This is a genomic window from Spirosoma jeollabukense (assembly GCF_054777855.1).
Genome location: NZ_BAAHAD010000001.1, coordinates 670,385 through 692,893, shown reverse-complemented (window position 1 = coordinate 692,893; position 22,509 = coordinate 670,385). Strand labels below are relative to the sequence as shown.

Here is a 22,509-nt window from a genome sequence, read left to right as displayed (position 1 = left end):
TGGTGTTGTCCGGTCTCCGACCGGAATTATATAGTTGTTTTGCTCCGGTCGGAGACCGGATAACGCTCGAACGTAGTCAGAGACTACGCTCAACATCTCTCAACATCATTTCAGCAACCCTTTCAAAACTTTCTTCTTCACTTTAAAAATTGTCCCGTGCTTATGGCCCTCTGGAACAGCCGTTTGGCTGGAAACATCGGTGAAGGTTTTGAAATCGTGGGTCTTTACTGCACCGTATTTTTTGTCCTGATACGAGTCGAAGTAAATCAGCCAGTCGTCGCCGACTTTGGCAACGGATGGCCCTTCGGTAAATTTCTTCGTAAAAGGAGCCGATACGTTGGTGAATGGTCCCGTCGCCTTATCGCCAAAAGCGACTTTGATGTTCCGTTCCGGTCGGGTGTTGTTTTTCAGAACCAACACGTAATCAGCGTGTTTGCGCTTTACGATTACCGCGTCGATGACGCTGAATTTCGGATCGAGAAAAAGTTGGGTTGGCGTGAAGGTCTTGAAGTCGTTCGTCGTCGTGTAGTACATCCGGTGGTTGTTTTTTTCTTCTTCAACACCCCGCTCAAACCGCTCTGGAATGGTGGAAGCCCAGATAATCACAAACTGGTCGGCTTCGGCGTCGTAAAACAGTTCGGGCGCCCACACATTCACTGTCGTTGGTTCGTGTTCCATGACGGGCAGAAACCGTTCTTCCGACCAGTGAATCAAATCCTTGGAACTGGCGTAACCGAAACCCTTATCGTCTTTCCAGCTACTGGTCCAGACCAGATGGAACGTACCGTCTTTCCCCTGGGCGATGGATGGGTCGCGCATGACTTTCTGGTTGCCAATCTCAGGCTTCAGAAACGTACGATTCAGATCCGTCCATTTATAGCCGTCGTAGCTGTACAGCAGCCTAAGTCCTTCATTAGCCGGTTCATGAAATGAGCTGAACATGTACACTTCCTTCGAGCAGGATGAGAGGAACAGAATAAGACTGGCAATAAGTCCGATAAACTTGGATTTTGCCTGAAAAACCCCTAGATCCCCTAAAGGGGACTTTGTCCAAGCACAAGCCAAGTCCCCTTTAGGGGATTTAGGGGTTTTTCGGAGTTTCAAGCTTATACTACTAATTCTCATTTCTTCTGAATGACTAAGACCCAGTCATTGCCGTTCTTTGGCTCGGCGGGTGGGTTGAACTCCTGAATTCCTTTATTCGCTACGTCGCCGATGGCGGTCGTTTTGCCATCGCGCGGACTGAACCAGGAAGCTGCTACAGTATCACCGGGGAGTTTACCCATGTTCAGCCTGATGTTCCGACCCGTGTAGGTGTAAATCAGCGCGTAATCTGGTCCGCGACTGGCCACTAGATAATCGTACTTGCTGCCCTGATTGGCAATCAGCGACTGGTCGGGGATACGGTCGAAAAAGGAGTGAGCCAGCATCAGATTTTTCAAGTGAATCATCTGGCCGGCACCGGGGGCGTCGATGGCTTTGTCCCAAGTCTCGATCGGGCCGAACGACGTGTGTTTATCCCTCGTCTTGTACATCTGCATCACGGAATTATGCCCATAGGTGTACCCAAACGCGCCCGCCAGCACCGACCAGTATCCATACCGGCGCACGTCATCAGCCGACCAGCGCGGCAACGTAGTGTCGTGCAGTCCGTGTGGAATGCCCTCGTAAGATGGCTCGCCGTCGATATCGGGTTTGGTCGGTTTTAGGGCTAAATCAGCCTGAATGTAGCGCCAGTTGTCTTCGCCGTAATGCAGTGTTTCTTTGGCCGATGTATCCTGCGCATAGGTCTTGTGGCCCGACTGCACCATGTTGAAATCCAGCCAGGGTTCGTTATGAAACCACTCCGACGAGGACGACCGGCCGCGGGGATGGAAGGTAATCAAGTGCGTTGAATCGACCTGATTGATCGTTCGACCAATGGTTTTCCAGACATCCAGCGAGTCGCTGCCTTTAATATCACCGCCGTTTAGCCAGATGATGTTTGGCCGGTTCTTGTAGCGATTGGCGAGAAACTCCGCATAAATTTTGGCTTGCTGTTGATTGACGCCCCCGTTCTTTACATTGCCGCCCCAGACCGGCACCAGCGCCATGTAAATTCCTTTTTCGGCGGCTTTGTCTACCACAAAATCAACGTGATCCCAGAAATCGTATTCGGTTGAATCGCCGAAGGAAGATCCTTTTGTTATAAGTGGCGTTGCTACGTTCTTATTAATCAGCGCTGAGTCGCCGTATACGTTGGTAACCTTAAGCGTATGCAATACCATCACCTGAATCACATTAAAGCCTTTCTGCTTCCGGTTTTCCAGGTACTTTTCGGCTTCTTCGCGCGTCAACCGACCGAACAACAACCAGCCTGTATCGCCCAGCCAGAAAAAGGGTTTATTATCGCCAACGGCCAGAAATCGGTTGTTCGCCGAGACGGAAAGCTGTTTTGAATCGGGTGCTTTTTTGTCGTTTTCAGCCGTACTACACGCGACAATGATTGTAGACAGAAACGCAAAAAGAAGGCTTCGTTTAAAAAGCAGGTTTAGCATGTACAAAGAATGTATTTTTTCGAGGTTGTACTGTGTATGATTTTTTCGCCGGATTGTATGATTTTGCCAATCATGTATATTCTAAAAAGCCTAGTAATTGTTGTCGTTTGGTTAAACTATTAGTCTGTATACCCCTAAATCCCCTGAAGCAGACTTTGTCAAAGTGCGAACAAAGTTCCCTTCAGGGGATTTAGGGGTTTTAGGGCATTAGTACCCCGGATTCTGGGTAATCGCTGCGTTTTGCGTCCGCACAATTTGCGGAATAGGCCACAGCAGTTTGGTCTGCGTAATGGCTTTACCTTTGGCCGTCAGTACCGGAATGGCACGGTTCGTCCGCTTCAGATCAAACCAGCGGTGAAATTCAAGCGCTAATTCCGTCCGTCGTTCATGTTCGATGGCCAAATCGAGTGTTGCATATTTGGCCGTGGGATACGTAGCATCGCTAAACTTGGGCAATTTAGCCCGTGTCCGTACCAGATTAAGGTACGTAGCATCGCCACTGGCTTCCGACAACATCAGCAGCACATCCGCGTAACGTAACACCATAAAGTTGTTGTTAGCCAATGGATTACCGCCAACCTGTGTCGCTTTGGTATCGGTCCATTTGATCGGGTATTTCTGCGAAATGAACGTACCCGAGTTGTTGTAGCCCAGCGCAATTGATAGATCACGACGAGGGTCGCTGGCTTCAAATTCGTTGTACAGATCGTCGGTCACCTGATTCATGCCACCCCCGTAAAAACCCAGAAAATTGTTGTTTGGGTAAAACGTCTGGTAGTAGCGGCTAAAGGGGGCCGAGGCATTACCTCCCAGATACTGGATCTCAAAAATGGATTCTTTCGTGTTTTTTACAGTTGGCCCCCATAAATCGGCATAGTTTGTCAGCAATGAATACTGATTGCTGTTGTAGACTTCTTTAAGGACTGTTGCCGCCGATGCTTTATCGCCTAATGTCAAATACACTTTACCTAAAAGCGCCTGTGCAGCCCCTTTTGAGGCCCGTCCCGGCATGGTGATCACCGACGCTAAAGGCAGTTTATCGGCCGCGTAGATGAGGTCTTTTTTGATCTGGTCATAAACGGCACTTTGTGGAGAGCGTAGCACGCCATAACTTTCTTCGCCCGTTAAGGGTGTCGTAACCAGCGGTACATCGCCCCAGAGTTGAACCATATCGAAATAATAAAGCCCTCTTAAAAACATCATCTGGGCTTTAACGCCTTCTTTATATCCCGCATCCACGCTAGCGCCTTCAATCTTGTCCAGCACAATGTTGGCGTTGAATATCGCTTTGTAATATTCCTGCCAGAACTGATAAATCATCGTGTTGGACGTCGCGAGGCTATAATCCTTAAACTGCCATTTGTCGGACTGGATACCCGAAATGTTGAACACAATGGCGTTGTCGCTCATTTGCTCGTTCGCATATGAAACCGATCCTTCGGGATGATAGACAAGGTACAGCGACGCGTAGGCCGCATTGACCGCCAGTTCAAAATCATCTCTGGTTTTGAAATTATCGGCGGTGGGGTTGGAAATCGGATTAAGATTCAAAAAAGACTCTTTGCATCCTGTTGCCGCCAGGCAAAGACAGATGATGGCTAGAAGGTGTTTTATATGTTTCATTGTCGTTTCAAATTTGAGTTTCACTACGTTCCCGAAGTCCAGTGTCTTCGGAAAATCGATAAAAACCTTTCTGTATTTCCTTAAAAATCAAGCTTTAAGCCTACCGTTATTGAGCGGGGGAGTGGATACGAGCCGTAGTCGACCCCAATGAACGCGCCATTTGGTGCATTACCCGACGCATTCAATCCATTGCTGCCGCTGGAGTAATTGCTGGCGCCGTAGGTCGTGTTTTCGGGGTCGTAGTTTGTGTAGGAACTCCACAGGTACACGTTCTCGGCGTTCACATACACGCGGGCCACCCGAAACGGCGTTTTGCTCATCAGCGAGGTCGGCAGCGTATACGATATCCGAATGTTTTTCAGGCGCGTGAACGAGGCATCTTCAACCCACAGGCTATGAAACTGATCCTGCAAACCCGTCAGGCCGAGGGTTGCGCGGAAGTGTTTGCCATCGCCGGGATCGGCTTCTGAACGCCAGCGGTTATCGACACTCGCATACATGTTCCGGCCATTATTCCAGAACCCCAGGTAGCGGAAGTTCTGATTGACAATCTCTCCGCCATACGAGCCTTGCAGCATGAAGGAGAAATCGAATCCCTTGTAGGAGAAATTATTGGTAATGCCGGCAATGAAATCGGGCTGATTATTACCCAGCGTCGTACGGTCGTCAACGGTGATTTTACCATCTCCATTCACATCGCGGATAATCGGATCGCCGGGTTTGGTGGTGCTGTAGTGCGGAGCGGCATCAACAGCCGCCTGGTTTTTGAACACGCCATCCACTACGTAGCCGAAGAAATTAGAAACGGGCTGACCCACTTCGGTTTTTACCGCCACTACGTAGTCGGTATACGTGATGGGCGCATTCCCTGGGCCAAGCTGAAGCACTTTGTTTCGGTTGAAACTGATGTTGAAATCGGTTGTCCAGAGAAACTTACCCGTGGTGTTTTTTGTGTTCAGATTCAGCTCAACCCCGCGATTCTGCATTTTGCCGATGTTCGTCAGCTGCGTCGAGAAACCGGAAATGTCGGGTACGGGTACGTTTAGCAGCATATCATTCGTAACGGAGTGATAATATTCTGCCGATAACCCGATGCGGTCACTCAACATGCGTAGGTCCAGCCCAATGTTTAACTGAGTTGTCCGTTCCCATTTCAGGTTGGTATTGGCAATGTTACCAATCGCCAGACCTGATGCCAGCGTAGCACCAGAAACGTAGTTGGACGAGCCTAACAGACTGATGGCTCCGTAGTTCGGAATCTGGTTATTACCCGCTACGCCGTAGCTAGCTCGCAATTTCAGGTTGTTAATGAACGTAGCGTTTTTCATAAATGACTCGTCCGAAATCAGCCAGCCAGCCGATACCGACGGGAAGTAACCCCAGCGAGTGTCCGTTCCGAAACGGGAACTACCATCCCGGCGGATCGTGCTCGTTAAGAAATATTTATTCTGGTAATTGTATTGAGCACGAGCCAGATACGAAATCATTGACCATTCGGTAGCCGTGCTGGAGCCACTGGTCACGACACCGGCGTTCAGCGTTTCGACCAGGTCGTTCGGGAAACTGCCCGACGTGACGGTAGCAAATTCATCGCGTTGTTTCTGAACCGTATAACCAGCCAGCACATTCAGGCTGTGATCGCCAAACTGTTTGTCATACGTCAGCGTATTTTCCGACAGCCAGTTCAGCATATACGACGACTGCACATTGCCTTCTGCCGGCAGCAGCCCTGAATAGCCATACCCCTGATTTTTAACCCGGTACGAGTTCAGTCGCGTATTGAACAGGTTGCCGCTGATGCTCGTCCGAAACTTCAGATCATCGGTAACGTAGTAATCGGCAAAGGCGGTGGCCAGCGTATTGAATGATTTGTTCTGCTTATGATAAAAGCGAGTTAGCGAATACGGATGCCACAGGTTCAGGTCATTGTAGGCAACGTATTTGTTCCAGACCGAATTCGGGTCGCGATAGCCCAGATTTCCATTTTCATTATAAACCGGAAAGATCGGATCACTTTGCTGAGCCAGACTGATAACATCGCTTTTGCCTTGCGTACCTTCTGTACGATCAAAAATTGTGGTTGCTCCCAGGTTCAGGCCAAGGCTAAACTTATCTGATACTTTGTGCTTGATGTTGGAACGTAGCGCCAGGCGTTTGTAATAGTTTTCGTCCAGAACGGCCTGCTGATCCAGATATGCCAGCGAGAATAAAAACTGTGTTTTCTCGGTACCTCCCGAAACCGACAGTTGCGCATTATGCGATGGCGCTACCCGAAACATGACGTCCTGCCAGTCGGTGCCATTGCCAAATTGCTGCGGATTGGTAATGAAATCTTCGGGAATACGATACGTTGACGGACGGGCACTGTTAGGATCAGACGCTTTGTTGACCGCCGGATTCAGGTCAACCCAGGCATTGTTATGGGCGTCAATATAATAACCAATCCACTGTTGCGCATTCATCAATGGCACTTTACGGGCTACCGTCTGCGTGCCGTATTCATACCCCGCGCTGATGGTTGTTTTTCCGGGTTTCCCCAGTTTCGTCGTGACCAGAATAACCCCGCTGGCACCCCGTGATCCGTAGATAGCCGCCGATGACGCATCTTTCAGTACGTCGACCGACTCAATGTCCTGCGGGTTGATCAGGTTAAGGTTGAAGTTTTCGAGCGGAACGCCATCGACCACAAACAGCGGGTTCGTTCCGGCCGTAATTGAACTGACACCCCGTATCCGAATGATGGGCGAGACTCCCGGCGCTCCCTGTGACTGCGAAATATTTACCCCGGCAATTTTACCCGCCAGCGACTGTGTAACGTTGCTGAACGACCGGTCTTTGAATTCATTGAATCCGACAGATGCGACGGCTCCCGTGATGGCGCGTTTGCTCTGCGTACCATACCCAACGACGACGACTTCATTGAGCGTTTTGTTGGATGACTGCATCGATACGTCAATAACCGACCGGTTGTTGACGGGAATTTCCTGGGTGTCGAAGCTAATCGAGCTAATGACCAGTACTGCGTTTTTCTCGGCAGAAATTGTGTATATACCATCCTGATTGGAGATTGTTCCCGTTTTGGCCGATTTCACCAAAATGGAAGCGCCTGGTAGAGGTTTCCCTGTTTCGTCTGTGATCTTGCCCGTAATTGCGCTTGGTTGTGCATAGACCTGAACGAAAGAAAAACAAAATAAAACAAAGATCAGGTTTATTCTCCATGATCGTCTATACGTTAAAATAGGCTTCATATGTATTGGTTTAGTCGTAAAAAATCAATTGAATTCGTAGGAGTGAGGTACTGGAAATGGCCTGTTCTGTTACTTATTTCTGAGGTTATCCCTGGCTGGTTTAGGTGGCTGTTGGTGGCTTAATCAATGCGTTTTTGACCATTAGCGAGGTATAAAATTCATCAACACAAGCTTTATAATACAGAGAGAAAAATTGAATTTATTCTGGTTGATACCAGCCATTTTTTAACGTACGAGTATATTAAAACTTGGGAGAAAAATTGTAGAAAACAAGTATTTGATTGGCTCTTTTTACGCAATCGTTACCGGGAACGTTGCCGAAAAGGAATTTTTGGCAACGTTATGTGAGTAAACATAGAATAGGTACTTTTAGGGCCCATCGTCTAGGCAGGTCAGTTTATACTCTTTGATCGTTTTAAATATAACTATTTTAAGAAGTCAACTTTAGCTTCTTTCCCTTTTTGAAATGAATAATTGTCTGAATGGACAGCATCAGAATAAGGCTATCGATCAATCTGGAATAAGACACATTGATTAGAGCAGGTTGACTTCACGGCTTCCCTTAATAGGCGGGATGTTGCACGGAAACTTCTGTAAAGATCGGGCTTAAGAAAGCAAAAAAAAGAAAAATTCAGTCGTGCTGATGTGATCTGAATTATAGGTAAGATCAGGAAAGTAAGTCTTAAACGGAAGGGTATCTGGTCAATTGACTTATTATGAGCCACTATAATTCGGGCTATTGCTCATTGGTAGCTAATAGAAGGCTTTCATATACTTTCTTACAGACTGTGCCATCTTTTTTTTATTTATCTTTTGCACCAGAGTTCCTTAATGCTGGTGCAAATAGATTCAGCATAAGACGCTGGTCAGCCCATTCGATTAGCGCAGGTGAAGCTGTAGACGGGGTAATACTTATATTGAAACACCATAAAATTTAGACGTATCGATCTAATAGGATGCATCTTTTCTGATTTTCTGTCCTCCTTTGGCTGATGGATTCTTATTTCTGAAACTTTCTATGAAAACTGGTGACGCTCGAGCGATTTGGCTTGACTATTTACGTTCGTTTGTTACACTTCTGGTCGTCGCGCATCATGCAGCTCTGGCCTACCCCACATTTGCTTATTTTGATCCGGCTCATTATATCTATTCAACTGCCCCCATTGTAGATGGCAATCGTTGGTCGGGCATGGATACGTTCATTAGCTTCAACGATCTGTTTTTCATGCCCTTGATGTTTTTGATCAGTGGCTTGTTTGTCTATCGAGGCTTAACTAAAAAAGGCATAAAAGCGTATCTGGCGGACCGATTCATCCGGCTGGGAATTCCTTTTCTGATCGCCGAAGTGATCCTTATCCCACTCGCTTATGCACCTACTTTTTACCAGGCTACCCAATCAACGGATTTTACTACGTTCATCAAGGATTATAGTTTAGTGCAACAATGGCCCGTTGGTCCGCCCTGGTTTATCTGGCTGTTATTCGCATTTGATGGCGTTGCTGTCCTCATTTTCACCTGGAGAAAATCCTTTTATGTAAGCGCTGGCAATTGGCTGGCCAGGCTGAGCAAACGGCCGGTTTATTTGTTCGCAGTTGTCTACGGAATAGCCGCTATTAGTCTGATTCCCCTGAGTTTATGGGTGGGTCAATATACATGGGTAGGCAACTGGGGGCCATTCGATTTTCAGCTAAACCGGCTTTTATTTTACTTAGTGTTCTTTCTGCTGGGCACTTGCCTGAGCGCGACCGATTGGCAGAATTATCTTTTCAGCCAGAACAGGCTTTTCGGTAAAGACCGGCTGGTCTGGCTCGTCGTATGTCTGGGCTCTTTTCTACTGTTCGTGATGATTTCCCGTGCTGGAGCCACTTGGGTTAAGCAAGGTCTCCTGACATCTACGGAGGGCTATTTCCTGTATGATATAGTATTTGTCGCCAGTTGCCTGGCCAGTATGGGGGCATGCATCAGTTTTTTCAGGCAGTCAATTACTCGCCCGTTCAAAGGCTGGAACAGCCTGTCAGCTAATGCTTACGGGATTTATGTCGTGCATTACGGATTTGTCACCTGGTTACAATTCGCCTTACTATCGGTTAATGTACCGGCTGTTCTTAAGTTCCTTATTGTCTTTTTGGGCGCGATGGGCTTAAGCTGGCTAAGTAGTAGTTTGCTCAGGCGAATTGCTGTCGTAGCACGGGTTCTATAAGTTGCTTCATTCTATTTTCTTGCCATAGGCTTATCGCTTACCTTACATGGATTGGTTCATATGTCTCGGTAGTCTTACTATAGGCATCGGAGTGATAACTATATTTGCGTTTGCTATTGATTTCTTGCGTTTATAAAGTATAACGTAGCAGATTGTTCTTTTACTTACTTTGGGCTGATTCATAAAGAAAGAAATATGTTGGCGAACCAACGTCGGGATAAAATACTCGAATTATTGAAGGAAGATGGTTCGGCTAAGGTAATCGACCTGGCCAAAATCTTTAAAGTAACGGAAGTTACGATTCGTCAGGACCTCGAAAAACTAGAGAAAGACGGGCTGGTGACCAAAGAGCACGGTGGCGCTTACCTGAAAAATGTTGAAGATCAGGTACGTACCTTTTCGTTGGGTAACCAGGAAAATATCGACAAAAAAGAATTGATTGCGGCTAAGTGCCTGGAGTTCATTGAAAGCGGTGACAGTATCATTCTGGATTCCGGTTCGACAACGACCGAAATTGCCAAGAAACTTCGCGGCTACAAGAATCTTACCGTCATTACCAATGCCTTAAATATAGCGCTGATTTTAGGGGCTGAGCCGGGTATTGAAGTGATCATGACGGGCGGGGAGTTTAAGCCGCCAACCCTGTCGTTGACGGGTCAGAAAGCCGCCGATTTTTTCAAGGGAATTAACGTGCAGAAATTGTTCCTGGCTACCGCGGGACTATCATTAAAGTCTGGACTAACCTATCCTAGTATCAGCGACTTAGTCGTAAAAAAAGCCATGATCGACGCTGCCGACACTACGTATCTAGTCGCCGACTCGACCAAAATCGGCAAGAGCGCGTTTGCCAGTTTAGGCGCGTTGTCGCTCATTAATTACATCATTACCGACGCGGGTATCGAAGAGAAACATAAGCAGGTCTTTCGCGACAACGAAATCGAACTGATCATTGCGAATTGAGATAAATCTGGTTATCATTCAAACAGCCAGTCAATAGTCTTCTTGTTCCCGGCAAGGCCAGCGTCGAAAATGGGAATTTCCTGATTTCCATCCATAAAGCCTAACAACAAGCAGGCTCCCTTGCCCAGGTTCAGTGTGTGCTGACCGGCCTTGAACGAGTAGGCGTGTACGTTTACCGGCGGTTGGCCGCTCACCAGAATGGCATTCGAGATTTTGATTTCCGACTGGCCATAGTCATTTGCGCTGGCATCAGTTTCCAGTTCGGGCGCGGGCAGGTAGTTGGGGTTCTTTTCGGTAAAAAAGCCCACCAACAGCTTCACGGGTTGAGTGCTTGTAAATGTCAGACTGGTACGTTCCAATTGCTGCTTCGCTTTCGAGAATTTCAAGCCTTTCAACTCCTTTAATTCTGGTGCAACTTCACTAATGGTAGCGGCTGTATCTGCATACACGCGTTGCCCTTTTACGATCGAATACGTTTCAACTGGTGGACTTTGCACCGTAACCGTGGCTGGCTTTAAGGTAACGGGCTGTTTCGCCACCGCATTTGTCGCAGATTTCAGCGAGTCAATCGAGTGCTTGAAATGGTCCAGTTCTTTCTGATAGACCGGCAACATTTCGGCCCAGGTTATATACGTAGCATCGACGCCCCGCATGGGAATTTTACGTTGTTTCGTCTGCATACTGTTGGCATACAGGTAGGTATCTTTGGTCAGGTTCACCAGATCGGCGTAGTGCTTCACGCTGCTTTCCAACAAGGGCACGGCCTTATCCAGATCCCGAACATCGCTGGAGTATTTGTACCGCAAAACGGCTAACGCGGCACGGGCTTTTTGCGCGTAGAAATTCGCCATCGCATTCTGACAGTACACGTCATTTTTCAACCGCGTAAATTCTTCTTTGTCTTTCGTGACGGCCCCGGTTGCTTTGTCGATGGCTTCTACCGCCTTTTTGCCATGTTCGACAACTTCATCGGCAACCTGAACGGGTGTCTCGCCAATGTGTTTTTCATGCTTCCAGTCTTTCTCAGCGTAGTCGATAATCATCTCGCCTTCAGGAGCTTCCGACTCGTACAGCAACGTAAGCAGGCCGTAGCGAAATGGATTGATGAGTTGCGTCATCAACATACCCAGTGTCAGGGTTTGGCGGTTGCCGTCGGTGATGCCGTAGCGACGTAGCAGCTTCGGTGAAATCTCGCCCGTTTGTTCATAGGCTTCCAGTACATCCTTGCCTTTATCCAGCGGCAAGCCATATTTCTCCGCCAGTTGATTGCCCCAGTACGTTACCTCCTCAGAGCGATTCCGCCCGGCTTTCCAGGCGTAGCGCGCCCAGGTTTTGTACCAGATCCAGTCGCGGTCGAGCTGGAGCTGACGCGGTGTCGTTTTGTCGGCGGTGTAAGGCCAATCCCAGTACGACGCCTGTGGATAGAGATGTAAGCCATTGGCACCATACACGTTATGCATCGCCTGCACCGACTTCTGAATAAAATCGGCTGAACCGTAGCGGAAGGGTTCCAGATTCGCCAGAATATGGACATTTTCAATCTGTACCGTACCGATATTGCTCAGTGTCCGGTGTAATTCGGCCCATTTCCCGCGGGGGGTGTAGGTCGTCAGGGCTTCGCCGTTGAACTTGGCTTCGGTGTATAAATTTTTGTACAAAGGCAGCGCGGCTTTCATCACGCGTGGCGCATCGGTGTCGTGGGCACGTAGCACGAGGGGCGGTTCATCGGTTTTTCCGAGGGCTTTCAGGCCATCTTTCACACCGGGAATAATCGTTTTGGTGAACCAGTCCACATCATCCTGCCCAACGCCTTCCATCGCTTCGCCCAACGCAATGAGCAGCCCTACGTTCGGGTATTTCTCTACAAAGGCAGCAATCGACTTCCGGGTGTAATCGGCAATGAGCGGAACAATCGGTCGGTTGCGGTCCTGCGTTTTGATGTTGTGATGTTCGGCAAAGGGTTTCGAGACGATAATATTGTAGAACATCTGAATCACCCAAACGCCCCGTTTGTCGGCTTCTTCGGTCAGAAACCGAAACATTTCTTCGTTCTTTTTGAACGTAGCGTCGTCTACTTCAACGGCATAAGGATAGTCCTTTAGCCGAACCAGCGACGCAAACGGATGCCCATTCCACAAATACAGCGAATTGTACCGGTTTTCGACCATCATATCCAGATACCGAATCCAGAGCGCTTTGTCGTATAGCCATGGAAACGTTTTGGGCGTATAGGGGTACTCATACACATCCCGACCGGGCAGATAGGTAGGTTTTTGTACGCCAATGCACGTACCACGCAGCACCATTTCGGGAGTATCGCTGAGGTTTATTGTTTCGGGAAGTTTACTCGTTGCCGTCACCTGATCGGCCAGTTCCATGCAGCCGTACAATGTACCCGACGGATCAGCCCCGGCAATGAGCAGTGGTTTTTGAGGAGCGCTTCGAATCGAAAAACTCTCCTTTTTTACGTCAGTAGGCACCGCGAGTGCATAGGCCCTAATTGCCGGCTTCACTACGTTGTCAGACCATAATCCGATAATAATCTGTGTATTAGTGCTTTTCGCCTGCGGCCCTTTCGCTACCGTGGCCTGATACCCCGCCTTGGTCAAAGCCTGTTTCAGCTTCTCTGCTCCGAACGTCGTTCGAACGTGAGCCGACGCGGGAATGATGATGGTTATAGCCTGATTCTTTTTCGTTGTCTGCTGCGCGATGGAGAGCGTCAGAGAAATGAAAAGTAAGAAGATTAAAAGCGGAAAGGTTTTGGCGTATCGATTCATATTGGGATCAGGCATGACAAAAATGCGCTCATTGGGAACTCGTGCATTGAAACAAACTTACTCATTTATGTCAACCTTAATCTCCACCATTTTCTCTGGAAATTATACAATGTTAGCGAAATCTGATAGTAACGAAGGATCGTTGAGACATGGCGAAGAATGGAACGCAAGTTGCTGGAAAGTAAACAACCTGCTTGAGAATAAGTACCCTAAATGTATATTTGTTTGGCAATCGTTTACCTGAGAAATAACTAATTATACCGATGTCTAAACTGAAAAATAGATTGATTATTCTGATCCCAGCTTATTGCGCTTGCCTGGTCGATGAAGCCGTCACTATTATTAACCAGCCAGCGGCTTACTGGAATGGTAATCTGCAGGCAGGCCGCGAAGCCAATCCGATAGGAGCGGCCCTTATGAAAAGCCACGTATCAGGTATATTCCTGATTTCATTTGCCTGGCTGATAGCCATCGGAGTGATTGGTTACTGGTTGCCTAAACAATTTGTTAAAACATTTGCCCTGATTGTTCTGATTGCTCATACCAGCGCTGCGATCAGTTGGATTACGCCCCATTATGGCTTCTGGTTTTCTATGGCTTTCATCGTTTTTAACTCAGCGCTGTTTGTTCAAGTAGAAAAAAACTACTTCCAGCACGCTGACCAAGTCTCCTTATAACCGATTCAGCTGATTATAAGCCTCAGCCGCTTCTATTGCCAACTGATTCTCCATACAATCTGTATATATCCCGACAACAAAGCTTCCCGAAAGATCTGGTCTTTAGGGAAGCTTTGAACGGTATTAATTCTGAATATCTATTAATAACCCGGATTTTGTTTAAAGTCTCCTTTATTGGTCACGGCATCGATTTCGCTCTGCGGAATGGGACGTAGCACATGGAACGGCTGAATGTTGGGAGCCGCATCGGGGTTGTACTTTTTCACGCGCTCGACCAGCTTGTTCGTGCGTTTCAGGTCAAACCAGCGTACCTGTTCTCCCGCTAATTCGCGGGCGCGTTCGTCCAGGATGAAATCGAGCGTTACGTCGGCGGCCGCTACACGCATGTTGGCAGTACGCCCGGTCACGGCGGCCCGTGTCCGGATTTCGTTCAGGTAATAAGCCGCCGAATCTTTCTTGCCTAAGTTCAACTGAGCTTCAGCAGCCAGCAGATATACCTCGCCCAGACGCAGGATGTAGGCATCCCGCGAACTCTCTGTCGTAGCGTCTGTGGCCCGCGTGGGATCATCGAACTTCCGAAGCGATACGTAGTGAAAGCGGTCGTTGGGTGTGCCATCGGCTTTATACATATCGTTCAGGTCATAAATCCGGTACTTTTTGGACTGCCGAAAAGCCACTGTCACCGGATATTTCGTGGTCAAAACGGCCGTATCACCAACATTCATCCCCGCCGGACGCTTGGTTGCGTCGGTTTCGTTAGCCAGCCAGGCCGACTTGAATGAGGCATTATAGCGGGAGTCGTTTTGTTCATTGAACAAGTTGAGCAGGAACAACGTCGGCATGTAGCGAACGTTTGGAAAGCCGTTTGCTACGTCGCGCTTCATGCCCGGCTGGGTATTATACTCCATCAGGAACAGCGTGTGATTCAGGTTACTACCCGCATTGAATGCCAGGTTGGTCGAGTAGTTCACCGCCCATAACACTTCCGTATTTTGCTGGCCCGTCATCGACCATAAACTGGCGTACGTAGGCAACAGCTTGTACGAATAGCCCGTGATTACCTTTTTGGCGTAAGTACTAGCTTCCTGGTTTTTGCCCCGCGTCAGATACACTTTCGCCAGAAACGCTTCGGCGGCTGGTCGGGTGATACGTCCGTAATCGGTAGTGGTTTGCGGAATGGCCGTTACGGCAACTTGAAGATCCTGAAAAATCTGCTCGTACACCGTCTCGACGGGCGTACGGGTTGCCGTTGTTTCGATGGTCTCTGTGGGTGTTAACTGAAGGGGGATGGCCCCAAAACTTTCGACCAGATGCCAGTAATACCAGGCCCGCAAAAACCGCGCTTCACCTTCCAGTTCTTTCTGACGAGTCGCCAGCACACCCGCCGTTGGTAAGTACTTCAATACGTTGTTGGCCAGATTAATAGCGGCATAGCATTGTTGCCACATTCGATTTTTCACCCAGACATTATCCGTCGTTAACCCCTGATAGGTCATCAGGGGCGGTTGTGGAAATACGCCGTTGGAGCCCGAATTGCCATTGTTGGCGGCATTGGTCCAGATGTCGGTCCCCATTTCCATGAGTGCCTGCCCCTCTTCTTTGCCGTAGAAATAGCGGTTGTACGTGTAAATCCCGTTAACACCCGCTTCGATGCCTTCGGGCGTAGTAAACAGGCTTTGCGCGGTTGACCCCGCCGGGTTGTATTCTACAAGTTGTTCTTTGCAGGCCAGCAACGTAACGGCCAGTCCCAGCATCGACAAATAAATTTTGTATGTTTTCATGATTGAATGCTGTTTCCGATTAAAAGCCAAGGTTGATGCCAAATACATACAGGCGGTTGAGCGGACGGTCAATGACGCCTTCGCCTTCGGGATCGAAGTCTTTCAGGTTGCTTAGCGTGTACAGGTTTTTACCGGATACGTACAGCCGTAAGTTGTCAATTTTGGCCTTATTCGTTATTGATTTCGGGATCGTGTATCCCAGCGTAATGTTCCTGATTTTGACAAACGAAGCCTGCCGTTCGGTCAGCGTCGTTACGTAGGTTGAACTACGGGTGGCGTTCGGGCGGGGGTATTCGTTGGTTGGATTTTCGGGTGTCCAGTAGTCGATGCTGGCGCCGTTGCTACTGGCGTTGCGGGTATATTTGGCGTAATAATCCGAGCTGATCCACTGGCCTACGCGAGCCACCAGCAGTACGTTCAGATCGAAGCCTTTGTACCGGATGTCGTTGCTTAAGCCGCCCGTCCATTGCGGTACGCGGGAGCCGATGATGGTTCGGTCGGTTCCGTCGATTTTGCCGTCGCCGTTCAGGTCCGCAATCTTGATGTCGCCGGGAATCGCGTTGAATTTGGCCGCTTCCGACTCTTCACCCAACTGCCAGATGCCGATCTTTTTGTAATCGTAATAAATCTGCGACGGCTGGCCTTCGATGAGCGAATTTCGATAATCGTCGGCGATGACGTTGCCGTTGGGCAGCGAAACGATACGTTCCTGGTTGCGGGCAAACGTTAGATTCGTCGACCAGCTAAGTCCCTTTTTATTGATGTTTTGCGTTGTGATGCCGATTTCAAGACCCTTGTTCCGGGTAACGCCGATATTCCGGTTCACCGTAGTGACGCCCGTTAGCAACGGAAGGGTATACGGGAAAATAAGGTCGTTCGTGCGGGCATTGTAATAATCGATATTGGCTGTAATACGGTTGTTGAGTAGCCCAACATCCAGTCCGACGTCGGCGGTGGTGGTCAATTCCCATCTCAGATCCTGATTGCCAATGGTTGGGCTGATCAGGTACGCATTGGCCGCATTGGCATCGCTATAGGCGAAGGAAACCGTTGTCAGGGAATTCTGGGTCGCATAGGGGTTGATAACGTCGTTGCCCGATACGCCATAGCTGGCCCGTAATTTCAAATCTGTTACTACTTGCTGATTTTTCATAAATGGCTCGTCGCTGATACGCCATCCCAAGCCTGCCGAGGGGAAAAAGGCCCAGTTATGGCCAGCGCCCAATTTGGAGGAGCCGTCGCTACGTCCCGTAACGGTCAGCAGGTATTTGTCTTTCCAGCTATAATTGATCCGTCCGGTAAATGAAATCAGCTTGTTCTGGCTGTAGCCGCTGCCCCAAAATGGGTTCTGGTTAGCGGCTGCCAGATTGTAAAAAAACTGGGCCGGAATCAACTGATTATTGCCCCCCGCAAAGCTCGATGTATTGGTAAAGGTCAGGTAGCTGGTTACGCCCGTAATGGTGAACGCGTGATCCTGAATGGTCCGCTTATAGGTGAATACGTTCTCCCAACTCAGGTTGCGGCTCTGGTTGTTGGTGATCGAGGCCTGCGCCCGGCTCCCGGCTCCGTCGATGGTGTTCACCCCGTAATAACTGCCCGCTTCGGAGGTCGAGAAAATAGCGCCCAGTGTCGAGCGAATCGAAAACCCGTTGAAAGGTGTCAGTTCGAGGTAAGTCGATAACGTCCCCCGGTTCGTTTTTGTGTTCCGTTTGTAGGCATTGGGTTGCTCGTCGGCCAGCGGATTAATAATGCTGCCACCCAACGGAAACGGGATAAAGGCCCCGTTTGCATCGTAGGGCGTCCCTAGCGGCAAAATGCTTGATGCCCGGTTGAAGGGGTCCCGGCGGATGTCATTATCGATATAAGCCAGTTGAGTCTGGATACCCACTTTCACCCAGTCGTTGATCGTCTGGTCGATGTTTAGTCGGGCCGAATACCGTTTGTATTCATCCAGTTTCATCAACCCCTTTTCCTGGAAATATTCACCCGAGAAATATATCTTGGTTTTGTCGGTTCCACCTGTGATGCCCAACTGATGGTTCTGCTGAAATCCGTGCTGTAGTATCAGGTCGGGCCATACCGGGAACTGTTGCTTCTGGATCGCGTCTAACTGGTTGGCATTAAATATTTTCGGATCGTCGGCGGGGCTGGCCCAGGTGCCCGATGCCCGGTAGGCTTCGCGTCGGAAGGCAATGTATTCGGGTCCCGTCATAAACGCACCATAACCCGCCACTTCGGAAATACCGGCGTAGGAATTAAGGCTCAGTTTGGGTTTGCCGCCCGACCCGCGCTTGGTGGTAATGATGATAACGCCATTTGCCCCGCGCGAACCGTAAATAGCCGTGGAGGAAGCATCTTTCAATACGTCAATCGTCTGAATATCATTGGGGTTGATATCGGCCGCGTTCACACCCTGAACACCATCGACAATGTAAAGTACGTTGTTGGAACTGCTCGGATTGGCAATGGAGCGGTTGCCCCGAATTCGAATAGAAGGACCCTGACCCGCGTAGCCGCTCGTCCGCGAAATATCGGCACCGGGAATCTTTCCCTGAAGTGCTTCAATGGGCGACGTAACCGGTACTTTGGTCACTTCATCGCCCTTGATCGACACCACCGAACCCGTCAGATCCCGTTTGCGCTGGGTGCCGTAGCCCACCACGACAACTTCCGAAAGTTGCTTCGTATCGACCTGAAGAGTAGTGTTTATTTCGGATTGATTCCCGATCGGCACTTCCTTGGGCAGATAGCCGACAAAGCTGAAAACCAACGTAGTGGCCTGATCGGGTACGGTCAATTGATAGGCTCCATTGGGATCGGTTGTAGTGCCCTGACTCGTATTTTTGATGACCACACTTACACCCGGTAAAGCCTGCCCATTTTCGTCCTTGACCGTTCCTCTAATTACCTTGTCAACTGACGGCAGTGACGTGATTTGTGCGGATTGGATCTTTTCATAGCGCGGCCGATTACTGGCAATTATTTGCGAAAAAACTTCATCCGGAAAAACCACTTGAACCAGCCCGAGAAGACCAATAAACCAAGTGCGAAGATACTTCATGACCGTATTATTGAGGAGTTTGATTTAGGGGTAATAATCGATAATCTGCTGGCATTCAAGAAGATTATTTAGCTGTAGTACGCAGCTACTAACCTCTCCCAACGAAATTTCCCGCAAGCCCAGCGTTTTCGGGAAATTGATAGAGTCGACAAACTTAACTGATTTTAAGGGCGTCATTTTCCACCATTTTTCCTAAAAATTGTACTATCTTATCATGGTATAACTTTTAGAAAATATTGAACTTTTAGGAGGATAATGAGACGGGCATTATAATCAGACCGGTACCTCAGGAGCTATTGAGTTTCCGCCATATACCAGGCTGTCTGGCCACGGTATAAACCACATGGTATTTTTCGAAGTTAACCTGTTAACCGCCTTTGCTCACTCATGCCCACTCTTGATGTAATCCTGCTCGCCTACTCGATAGGCATTACAGTTGCTTCGTTCCTTAACCTGATCAGACTGGATTACTGGTGGATTCGCATTTGGGATTTCCCGCATTTGCAACTGACCGTACTGGCAGCACTGGGCCTATTGGGCTGGTTTGTGCTTGGGCATCATATGGATGGTATATTACTCACTGTACCCATCGGCTTGTTGCTCACCTTGGTTTACCAGGCCTGGCTGGTTTATCCCTTTACGCCCTTTCACAAAAAACAGGTGCTGCCGTTTTCGCAACCGATAGGGAAAACGCACGCGGAAGAAAATACGATCCGGGTGTTGACCGCGAACGTGTTTATGGAGAATACGCACATGCCCGAAGTGCTGGCGCTGGCCAAAAAGCATAAGCCGGACGTGCTTTTAGTACTGGAAGCCAATCAGGAGTGGCAGAATAAATTGGCTGATCTGGAAGATGATTATCCGTTTAGACTATTGCATCCCCTGGAAAATACATACGGTATGCTGTTCTATTCCCGTTTTCCGATCCGTTTCCATGAACTGCGTTTTCTGATTCAGGATGATATTCCTTCCATGTACGCACAGCTTGAGTTGCCATCCGGCCAGTTGGTGCACTTTTACGGGGTTCATCCGATGCCGCCAAGTCCAACGGAACATTACCGGTCTACTGAACGCGATGCTGAATTACTGCTGGTTGGTAAAGAAGCCCGTACCAAGTCGGGGCCAGTCATCGTTGCGGGCGATTTGAACGACGTAGCGTGGTCGCACACCACCCGTTTATTCCAGCGAATCAGCGGCTTACTCGACCCGCGGATCGGCCGGGGTTTGTACAATACGTTCCATGCCAACTACTTCTTTTTGCGCTGGCCCCTTGACCATGTTTTCGTGTCTCCGCATTTCCAGCTCCAATCTATCCGTCGATTACCTAACTGCGGGTCCGATCATTTTCCCATGCTAATTTCGTTGACTTACGTAGGCGAGCGGATAGCAAAGAATGTAGAGATTCCACAACCTGAAAGTGATGACCTGGAAGAGGCAAACGAAAAAATAACCGAAGCGGAAGGGTAATTGACATACCGTTTTTCAGGGGTTAAGGGTATGTGTGAATTGTAAAGAGTTTCTTAAACCTAATCTTACCGAATAAATGGAATCCAGACTTCCATTTCCGAATGCCCGCGATTCGCCCAGGCGTAGTACGGAATCAGGCGAACGGGCGTTGTCTGGGGTGCTTTGTCCGACACCTCGCGGTATAATTGATTCGTCCAGCTTCCTTCGTTGATGAGCTTTGCAGTCCCTTCCAGCGCCATCATGTCAGCGTTGTCAATCTTGACGAGATTCGGCTTTAAATCCGGCTTTGCCGATAAAGCAATGTTGGTCAGCTTCGTTTTCTGGTTGTCTGTCGATTCCAGACAATACACAATCGGGCCACGTTTGACGGCCACCTGATTGCGATTTTCCTCAACCAGCGGGTTCGACTCAATGAGTTTCACGGGCATTGGTAAATTGATTTCCACTTTATCGCCAGCTTTCCAGGTTCGGTTGATTTCGGCGTATTCACCTGACTGAACCGCTTTGGACAACGTAGTGCCATTCACTTTAATCGTTGCCCCCTGACACCAGCCGGGAATGCGGACAAAAACCGAAAAGGGTTTCGCAGGCGCCTGTTCCAGTTGAAGATTTACGGCTCCATCCCAGGGGTAATTGGTGGTTTGCGTCAGACGTAGTGCCGAACCGTCTTTCAATGTCGTCTTCAACTGACTGCCGCCAAACAGATTTAGCCACAAACCTTTATCAGAAATACTGTAGGCGTAACTGCTCACTTCGGCCATAGTACGTACCGTATTCGGTGGACAGCAGTTCGACAGGCGGATGTAGGGTTGACGGCCGCCCATCCAGCGCATTTGATAGGGGTAATCGTCTGACGCGCTCAGCGGATTCGTATAAAAAAACTTTGTGCCGCCCAGGTTTACGCCCGACAGAATCGCGTTGTACAGCTCCAGTTCCATAATGTCAGCATACTTGGCTTCGCCCGTAATTTGCAGCATTCGGTAATTCCAGAGCAGGTTGCCAATGTTGGCGCAGGTTTCGTTATGCGCCGAATGATTTGGCAACTGATAGGCTTTGCCGTATGCCTGGTGGATCTTTTGCACCGTGTCGGGTTTATACGATGTGCCTTCGGGCGAAACGCCGTCGTAAAGTGCCCCACAGCCGCCCGTGACGTACATTTTGCGATTCACTACGTCGTTCCACATCAAATCGAGCGTGGATAGCAACGTACTGTCGCCGGTTTCGGCAAACACATCGGCGGCACCGGCGAACAGGTAATTGGCCCGAACGGCATGACCGATTACCTTCTTCATTTGCCGGAACGGCACGCGGTCGGAGTTATCATCTGTTCCTTCCGAAAGCCCGCGAATGTCGATCAGCTTTTGGGCCAGGGCTAAGTATTTCGGGTCGCGGATGGTGCGGTACATCTCCGTGATGCCCATATAGTGCGACGGACAGATGGCGTTACGTGCCTGCTCGGGGCTGGCGTTGTTGTAAAAACCAATCAGGAAATCAGTCGCTTTTTTGGCAATGTTCAGCAGGGACGTTTTGCCCGTTGCCCGGTAATGCACACAAGCCGCCGTCATGAGGTGCCCGAAATTGTACGCTTCAAAGCTGAGCTTATCATCGAACATTTTCTTTTCGCCGGACTTCTTCTGCTGGATAATCGCCTTCGTGTATACGTAGCCATCGGGTGCCTGCGCTTTGGCGATCACTGCAATGGCTTTATCCATCTGCTCGTCCAGCTTTTTGTCTTTGGTGAGTGCATACATACTCGCCACCGACTCCAGCGTTTTGTAAAAATCGCCATCGTGGAAGGAAGGCCCTTTAAAGTTACCTTCTTCCAGCCCAGCCGCTATCTCAAAATTCCGAAACGAATGGCTGACGTTGGCATCGGTATAGGTATCCCACAAATGCGGCACCATCGAATCCCGGCAAACGGCAAAGCGGTCGGCCCAGAAGCCCGTCGTCCATTTTACAGCGTTCAGGTCCGTGCTTTCCAATCGCGCAAACTTACTCTGCGACGTATTGACCAGCGCTTTGGTTTGCGCCCATGTAACCTGCGCCAGGGGTGATAGAGCGAAAGCCAATAAAACGGTCTTGGTTAGCTTAGTGGTAGAACCCATACTGGATAAATGGTATAAAAGCCAAAATTAATAGCAAAAAACCCTTTTCGGCTCTGCAATTTTCACTAAAAGT

Annotated in this window: 12 protein-coding genes; 4 read left to right on the top strand and 8 right to left on the bottom strand. The window is 49.0% G+C overall.

Annotation, left to right across the window (positions count from 1 at the left end; translation table 11 throughout):
- Positions 1-105 precede the first annotated feature (105 nt).
- The 4 genes from ACYVEA_RS02785 to ACYVEA_RS02770 form a co-directional block, all read right to left on the bottom strand.
- On the bottom strand, positions 106-942 hold the full coding sequence (locus ACYVEA_RS02785) for a glycoside hydrolase family 43 protein (RefSeq protein WP_461111788.1): 837 nt from the start codon (positions 940-942) through the stop codon (positions 106-108).
- A 179-nt stretch (positions 943-1,121) separates the two neighbouring features.
- Complete coding sequence (locus tag ACYVEA_RS02780) at positions 1,122-2,537, bottom strand: glycoside hydrolase family 140 protein (protein WP_461111787.1); 1,416 nt, start codon at positions 2,535-2,537, stop codon at positions 1,122-1,124.
- 207 nt (positions 2,538-2,744) lie between these two features.
- Positions 2,745-4,160 carry a RagB/SusD family nutrient uptake outer membrane protein gene (locus ACYVEA_RS02775; protein WP_461111786.1) on the bottom strand — a complete coding sequence of 472 codons (1,416 nt, stop codon included), beginning with the start codon at positions 4,158-4,160 and terminating at the stop codon, positions 2,745-2,747.
- 80 nt (positions 4,161-4,240) lie between these two features.
- Positions 4,241-7,408 carry a SusC/RagA family TonB-linked outer membrane protein gene (locus ACYVEA_RS02770; RefSeq protein WP_461111785.1) on the bottom strand — a complete coding sequence of 1,056 codons (3,168 nt, stop codon included), beginning with the start codon at positions 7,406-7,408 and terminating at the stop codon, positions 4,241-4,243.
- A gap of 1,018 nt (positions 7,409-8,426) precedes the next feature.
- On the opposite strand from ACYVEA_RS02770, the gene ACYVEA_RS02765 reads away from it, so the two are divergent.
- Positions 8,427-9,608, top strand: a complete 1,182-nt coding sequence (locus ACYVEA_RS02765) for an acyltransferase family protein (RefSeq protein WP_461111784.1) — start codon at positions 8,427-8,429, stop codon at positions 9,606-9,608.
- Between the two features lie 195 nt (positions 9,609-9,803).
- A complete protein-coding gene (locus ACYVEA_RS02760) occupies positions 9,804-10,568 on the top strand; it encodes a DeoR/GlpR family DNA-binding transcription regulator (protein WP_461111783.1) in 765 nt (254 codons plus the stop codon).
- A 14-nt stretch (positions 10,569-10,582) separates the two neighbouring features.
- On the opposite strand, the gene ACYVEA_RS02755 is transcribed toward ACYVEA_RS02760, so the two are convergent.
- Entirely contained in the window at positions 10,583-13,360 is a 2,778-nt protein-coding gene (locus ACYVEA_RS02755; RefSeq protein WP_461111782.1) for an alpha-d-galacturonidase, read from the bottom strand.
- A 248-nt stretch (positions 13,361-13,608) separates the two neighbouring features.
- Between ACYVEA_RS02755 and ACYVEA_RS02750 the strand changes: the two genes are divergently transcribed.
- Complete coding sequence (locus ACYVEA_RS02750; protein ID WP_461111781.1) at positions 13,609-14,022, top strand: hypothetical protein; 414 nt, start codon at positions 13,609-13,611, stop codon at positions 14,020-14,022.
- A gap of 140 nt (positions 14,023-14,162) precedes the next feature.
- Here ACYVEA_RS02750 and ACYVEA_RS02745 read toward each other — a convergent pair whose 3' ends face one another.
- Together ACYVEA_RS02745 and ACYVEA_RS02740 are read right to left on the bottom strand one after the other, a co-directional pair.
- The gene (locus ACYVEA_RS02745; protein WP_461111780.1) at positions 14,163-15,803 is read right to left on the bottom strand and encodes a RagB/SusD family nutrient uptake outer membrane protein; all 1,641 of its coding nucleotides are present in this window, start codon (positions 15,801-15,803) and stop codon (positions 14,163-14,165) included.
- Positions 15,804-15,822: 19 nt separating this feature from the next.
- The gene (locus tag ACYVEA_RS02740; protein ID WP_461111779.1) at positions 15,823-18,864 is read right to left on the bottom strand and encodes a SusC/RagA family TonB-linked outer membrane protein; all 3,042 of its coding nucleotides are present in this window, start codon (positions 18,862-18,864) and stop codon (positions 15,823-15,825) included.
- Between the two features lie 387 nt (positions 18,865-19,251).
- Between ACYVEA_RS02740 and ACYVEA_RS02735 the strand changes: the two genes are divergently transcribed.
- A complete protein-coding gene (locus ACYVEA_RS02735) occupies positions 19,252-20,331 on the top strand; it encodes an endonuclease/exonuclease/phosphatase family protein (protein ID WP_461111778.1) in 1,080 nt (359 codons plus the stop codon).
- A gap of 65 nt (positions 20,332-20,396) precedes the next feature.
- Here the strand turns inward: ACYVEA_RS02735 and ACYVEA_RS02730 are convergent, their stop codons facing one another.
- Positions 20,397-22,436: an aceric acid hydrolase gene (locus tag ACYVEA_RS02730; protein WP_461111777.1), complete on the bottom strand. Its 2,040-nt coding sequence runs from the start codon at positions 22,434-22,436 to the stop codon at positions 20,397-20,399.
- Between the last annotated feature and the right edge of the window lie 73 nt (positions 22,437-22,509).

What these genes read in the sequence shown, in the direction of transcription:
- ACYVEA_RS02785 (WP_461111788.1), bottom strand. Translation starts at nt 942, where the DNA reads ATGTTCAGCTCATTTCATGAACCGGCTAATGAAGGACTTAGGCTGCTG.
- ACYVEA_RS02765 (WP_461111784.1), top strand. Translation starts at nt 8,427, where the DNA reads ATGAAAACTGGTGACGCTCGAGCGATTTGGCTTGACTATTTACGTTCG.
- ACYVEA_RS02750 (WP_461111781.1), top strand. Translation starts at nt 13,609, where the DNA reads ATGTCTAAACTGAAAAATAGATTGATTATTCTGATCCCAGCTTATTGC.
- ACYVEA_RS02745 (WP_461111780.1), bottom strand. Translation starts at nt 15,803, where the DNA reads ATGAAAACATACAAAATTTATTTGTCGATGCTGGGACTGGCCGTTACG.
- ACYVEA_RS02770 (WP_461111785.1), bottom strand. Translation starts at nt 7,408, where the DNA reads ATGAAGCCTATTTTAACGTATAGACGATCATGGAGAATAAACCTGATC.
- ACYVEA_RS02760 (WP_461111783.1), top strand. Translation starts at nt 9,804, where the DNA reads ATGTTGGCGAACCAACGTCGGGATAAAATACTCGAATTATTGAAGGAA.
- ACYVEA_RS02730 (WP_461111777.1), bottom strand. Translation starts at nt 22,436, where the DNA reads ATGGGTTCTACCACTAAGCTAACCAAGACCGTTTTATTGGCTTTCGCT.
- ACYVEA_RS02755 (WP_461111782.1), bottom strand. Translation starts at nt 13,360, where the DNA reads ATGCCTGATCCCAATATGAATCGATACGCCAAAACCTTTCCGCTTTTA.
- ACYVEA_RS02740 (WP_461111779.1), bottom strand. Translation starts at nt 18,864, where the DNA reads ATGAAGTATCTTCGCACTTGGTTTATTGGTCTTCTCGGGCTGGTTCAA.
- ACYVEA_RS02780 (WP_461111787.1), bottom strand. Translation starts at nt 2,537, where the DNA reads ATGCTAAACCTGCTTTTTAAACGAAGCCTTCTTTTTGCGTTTCTGTCT.
- ACYVEA_RS02775 (WP_461111786.1), bottom strand. Translation starts at nt 4,160, where the DNA reads ATGAAACATATAAAACACCTTCTAGCCATCATCTGTCTTTGCCTGGCG.
- ACYVEA_RS02735 (WP_461111778.1), top strand. Translation starts at nt 19,252, where the DNA reads ATGCCCACTCTTGATGTAATCCTGCTCGCCTACTCGATAGGCATTACA.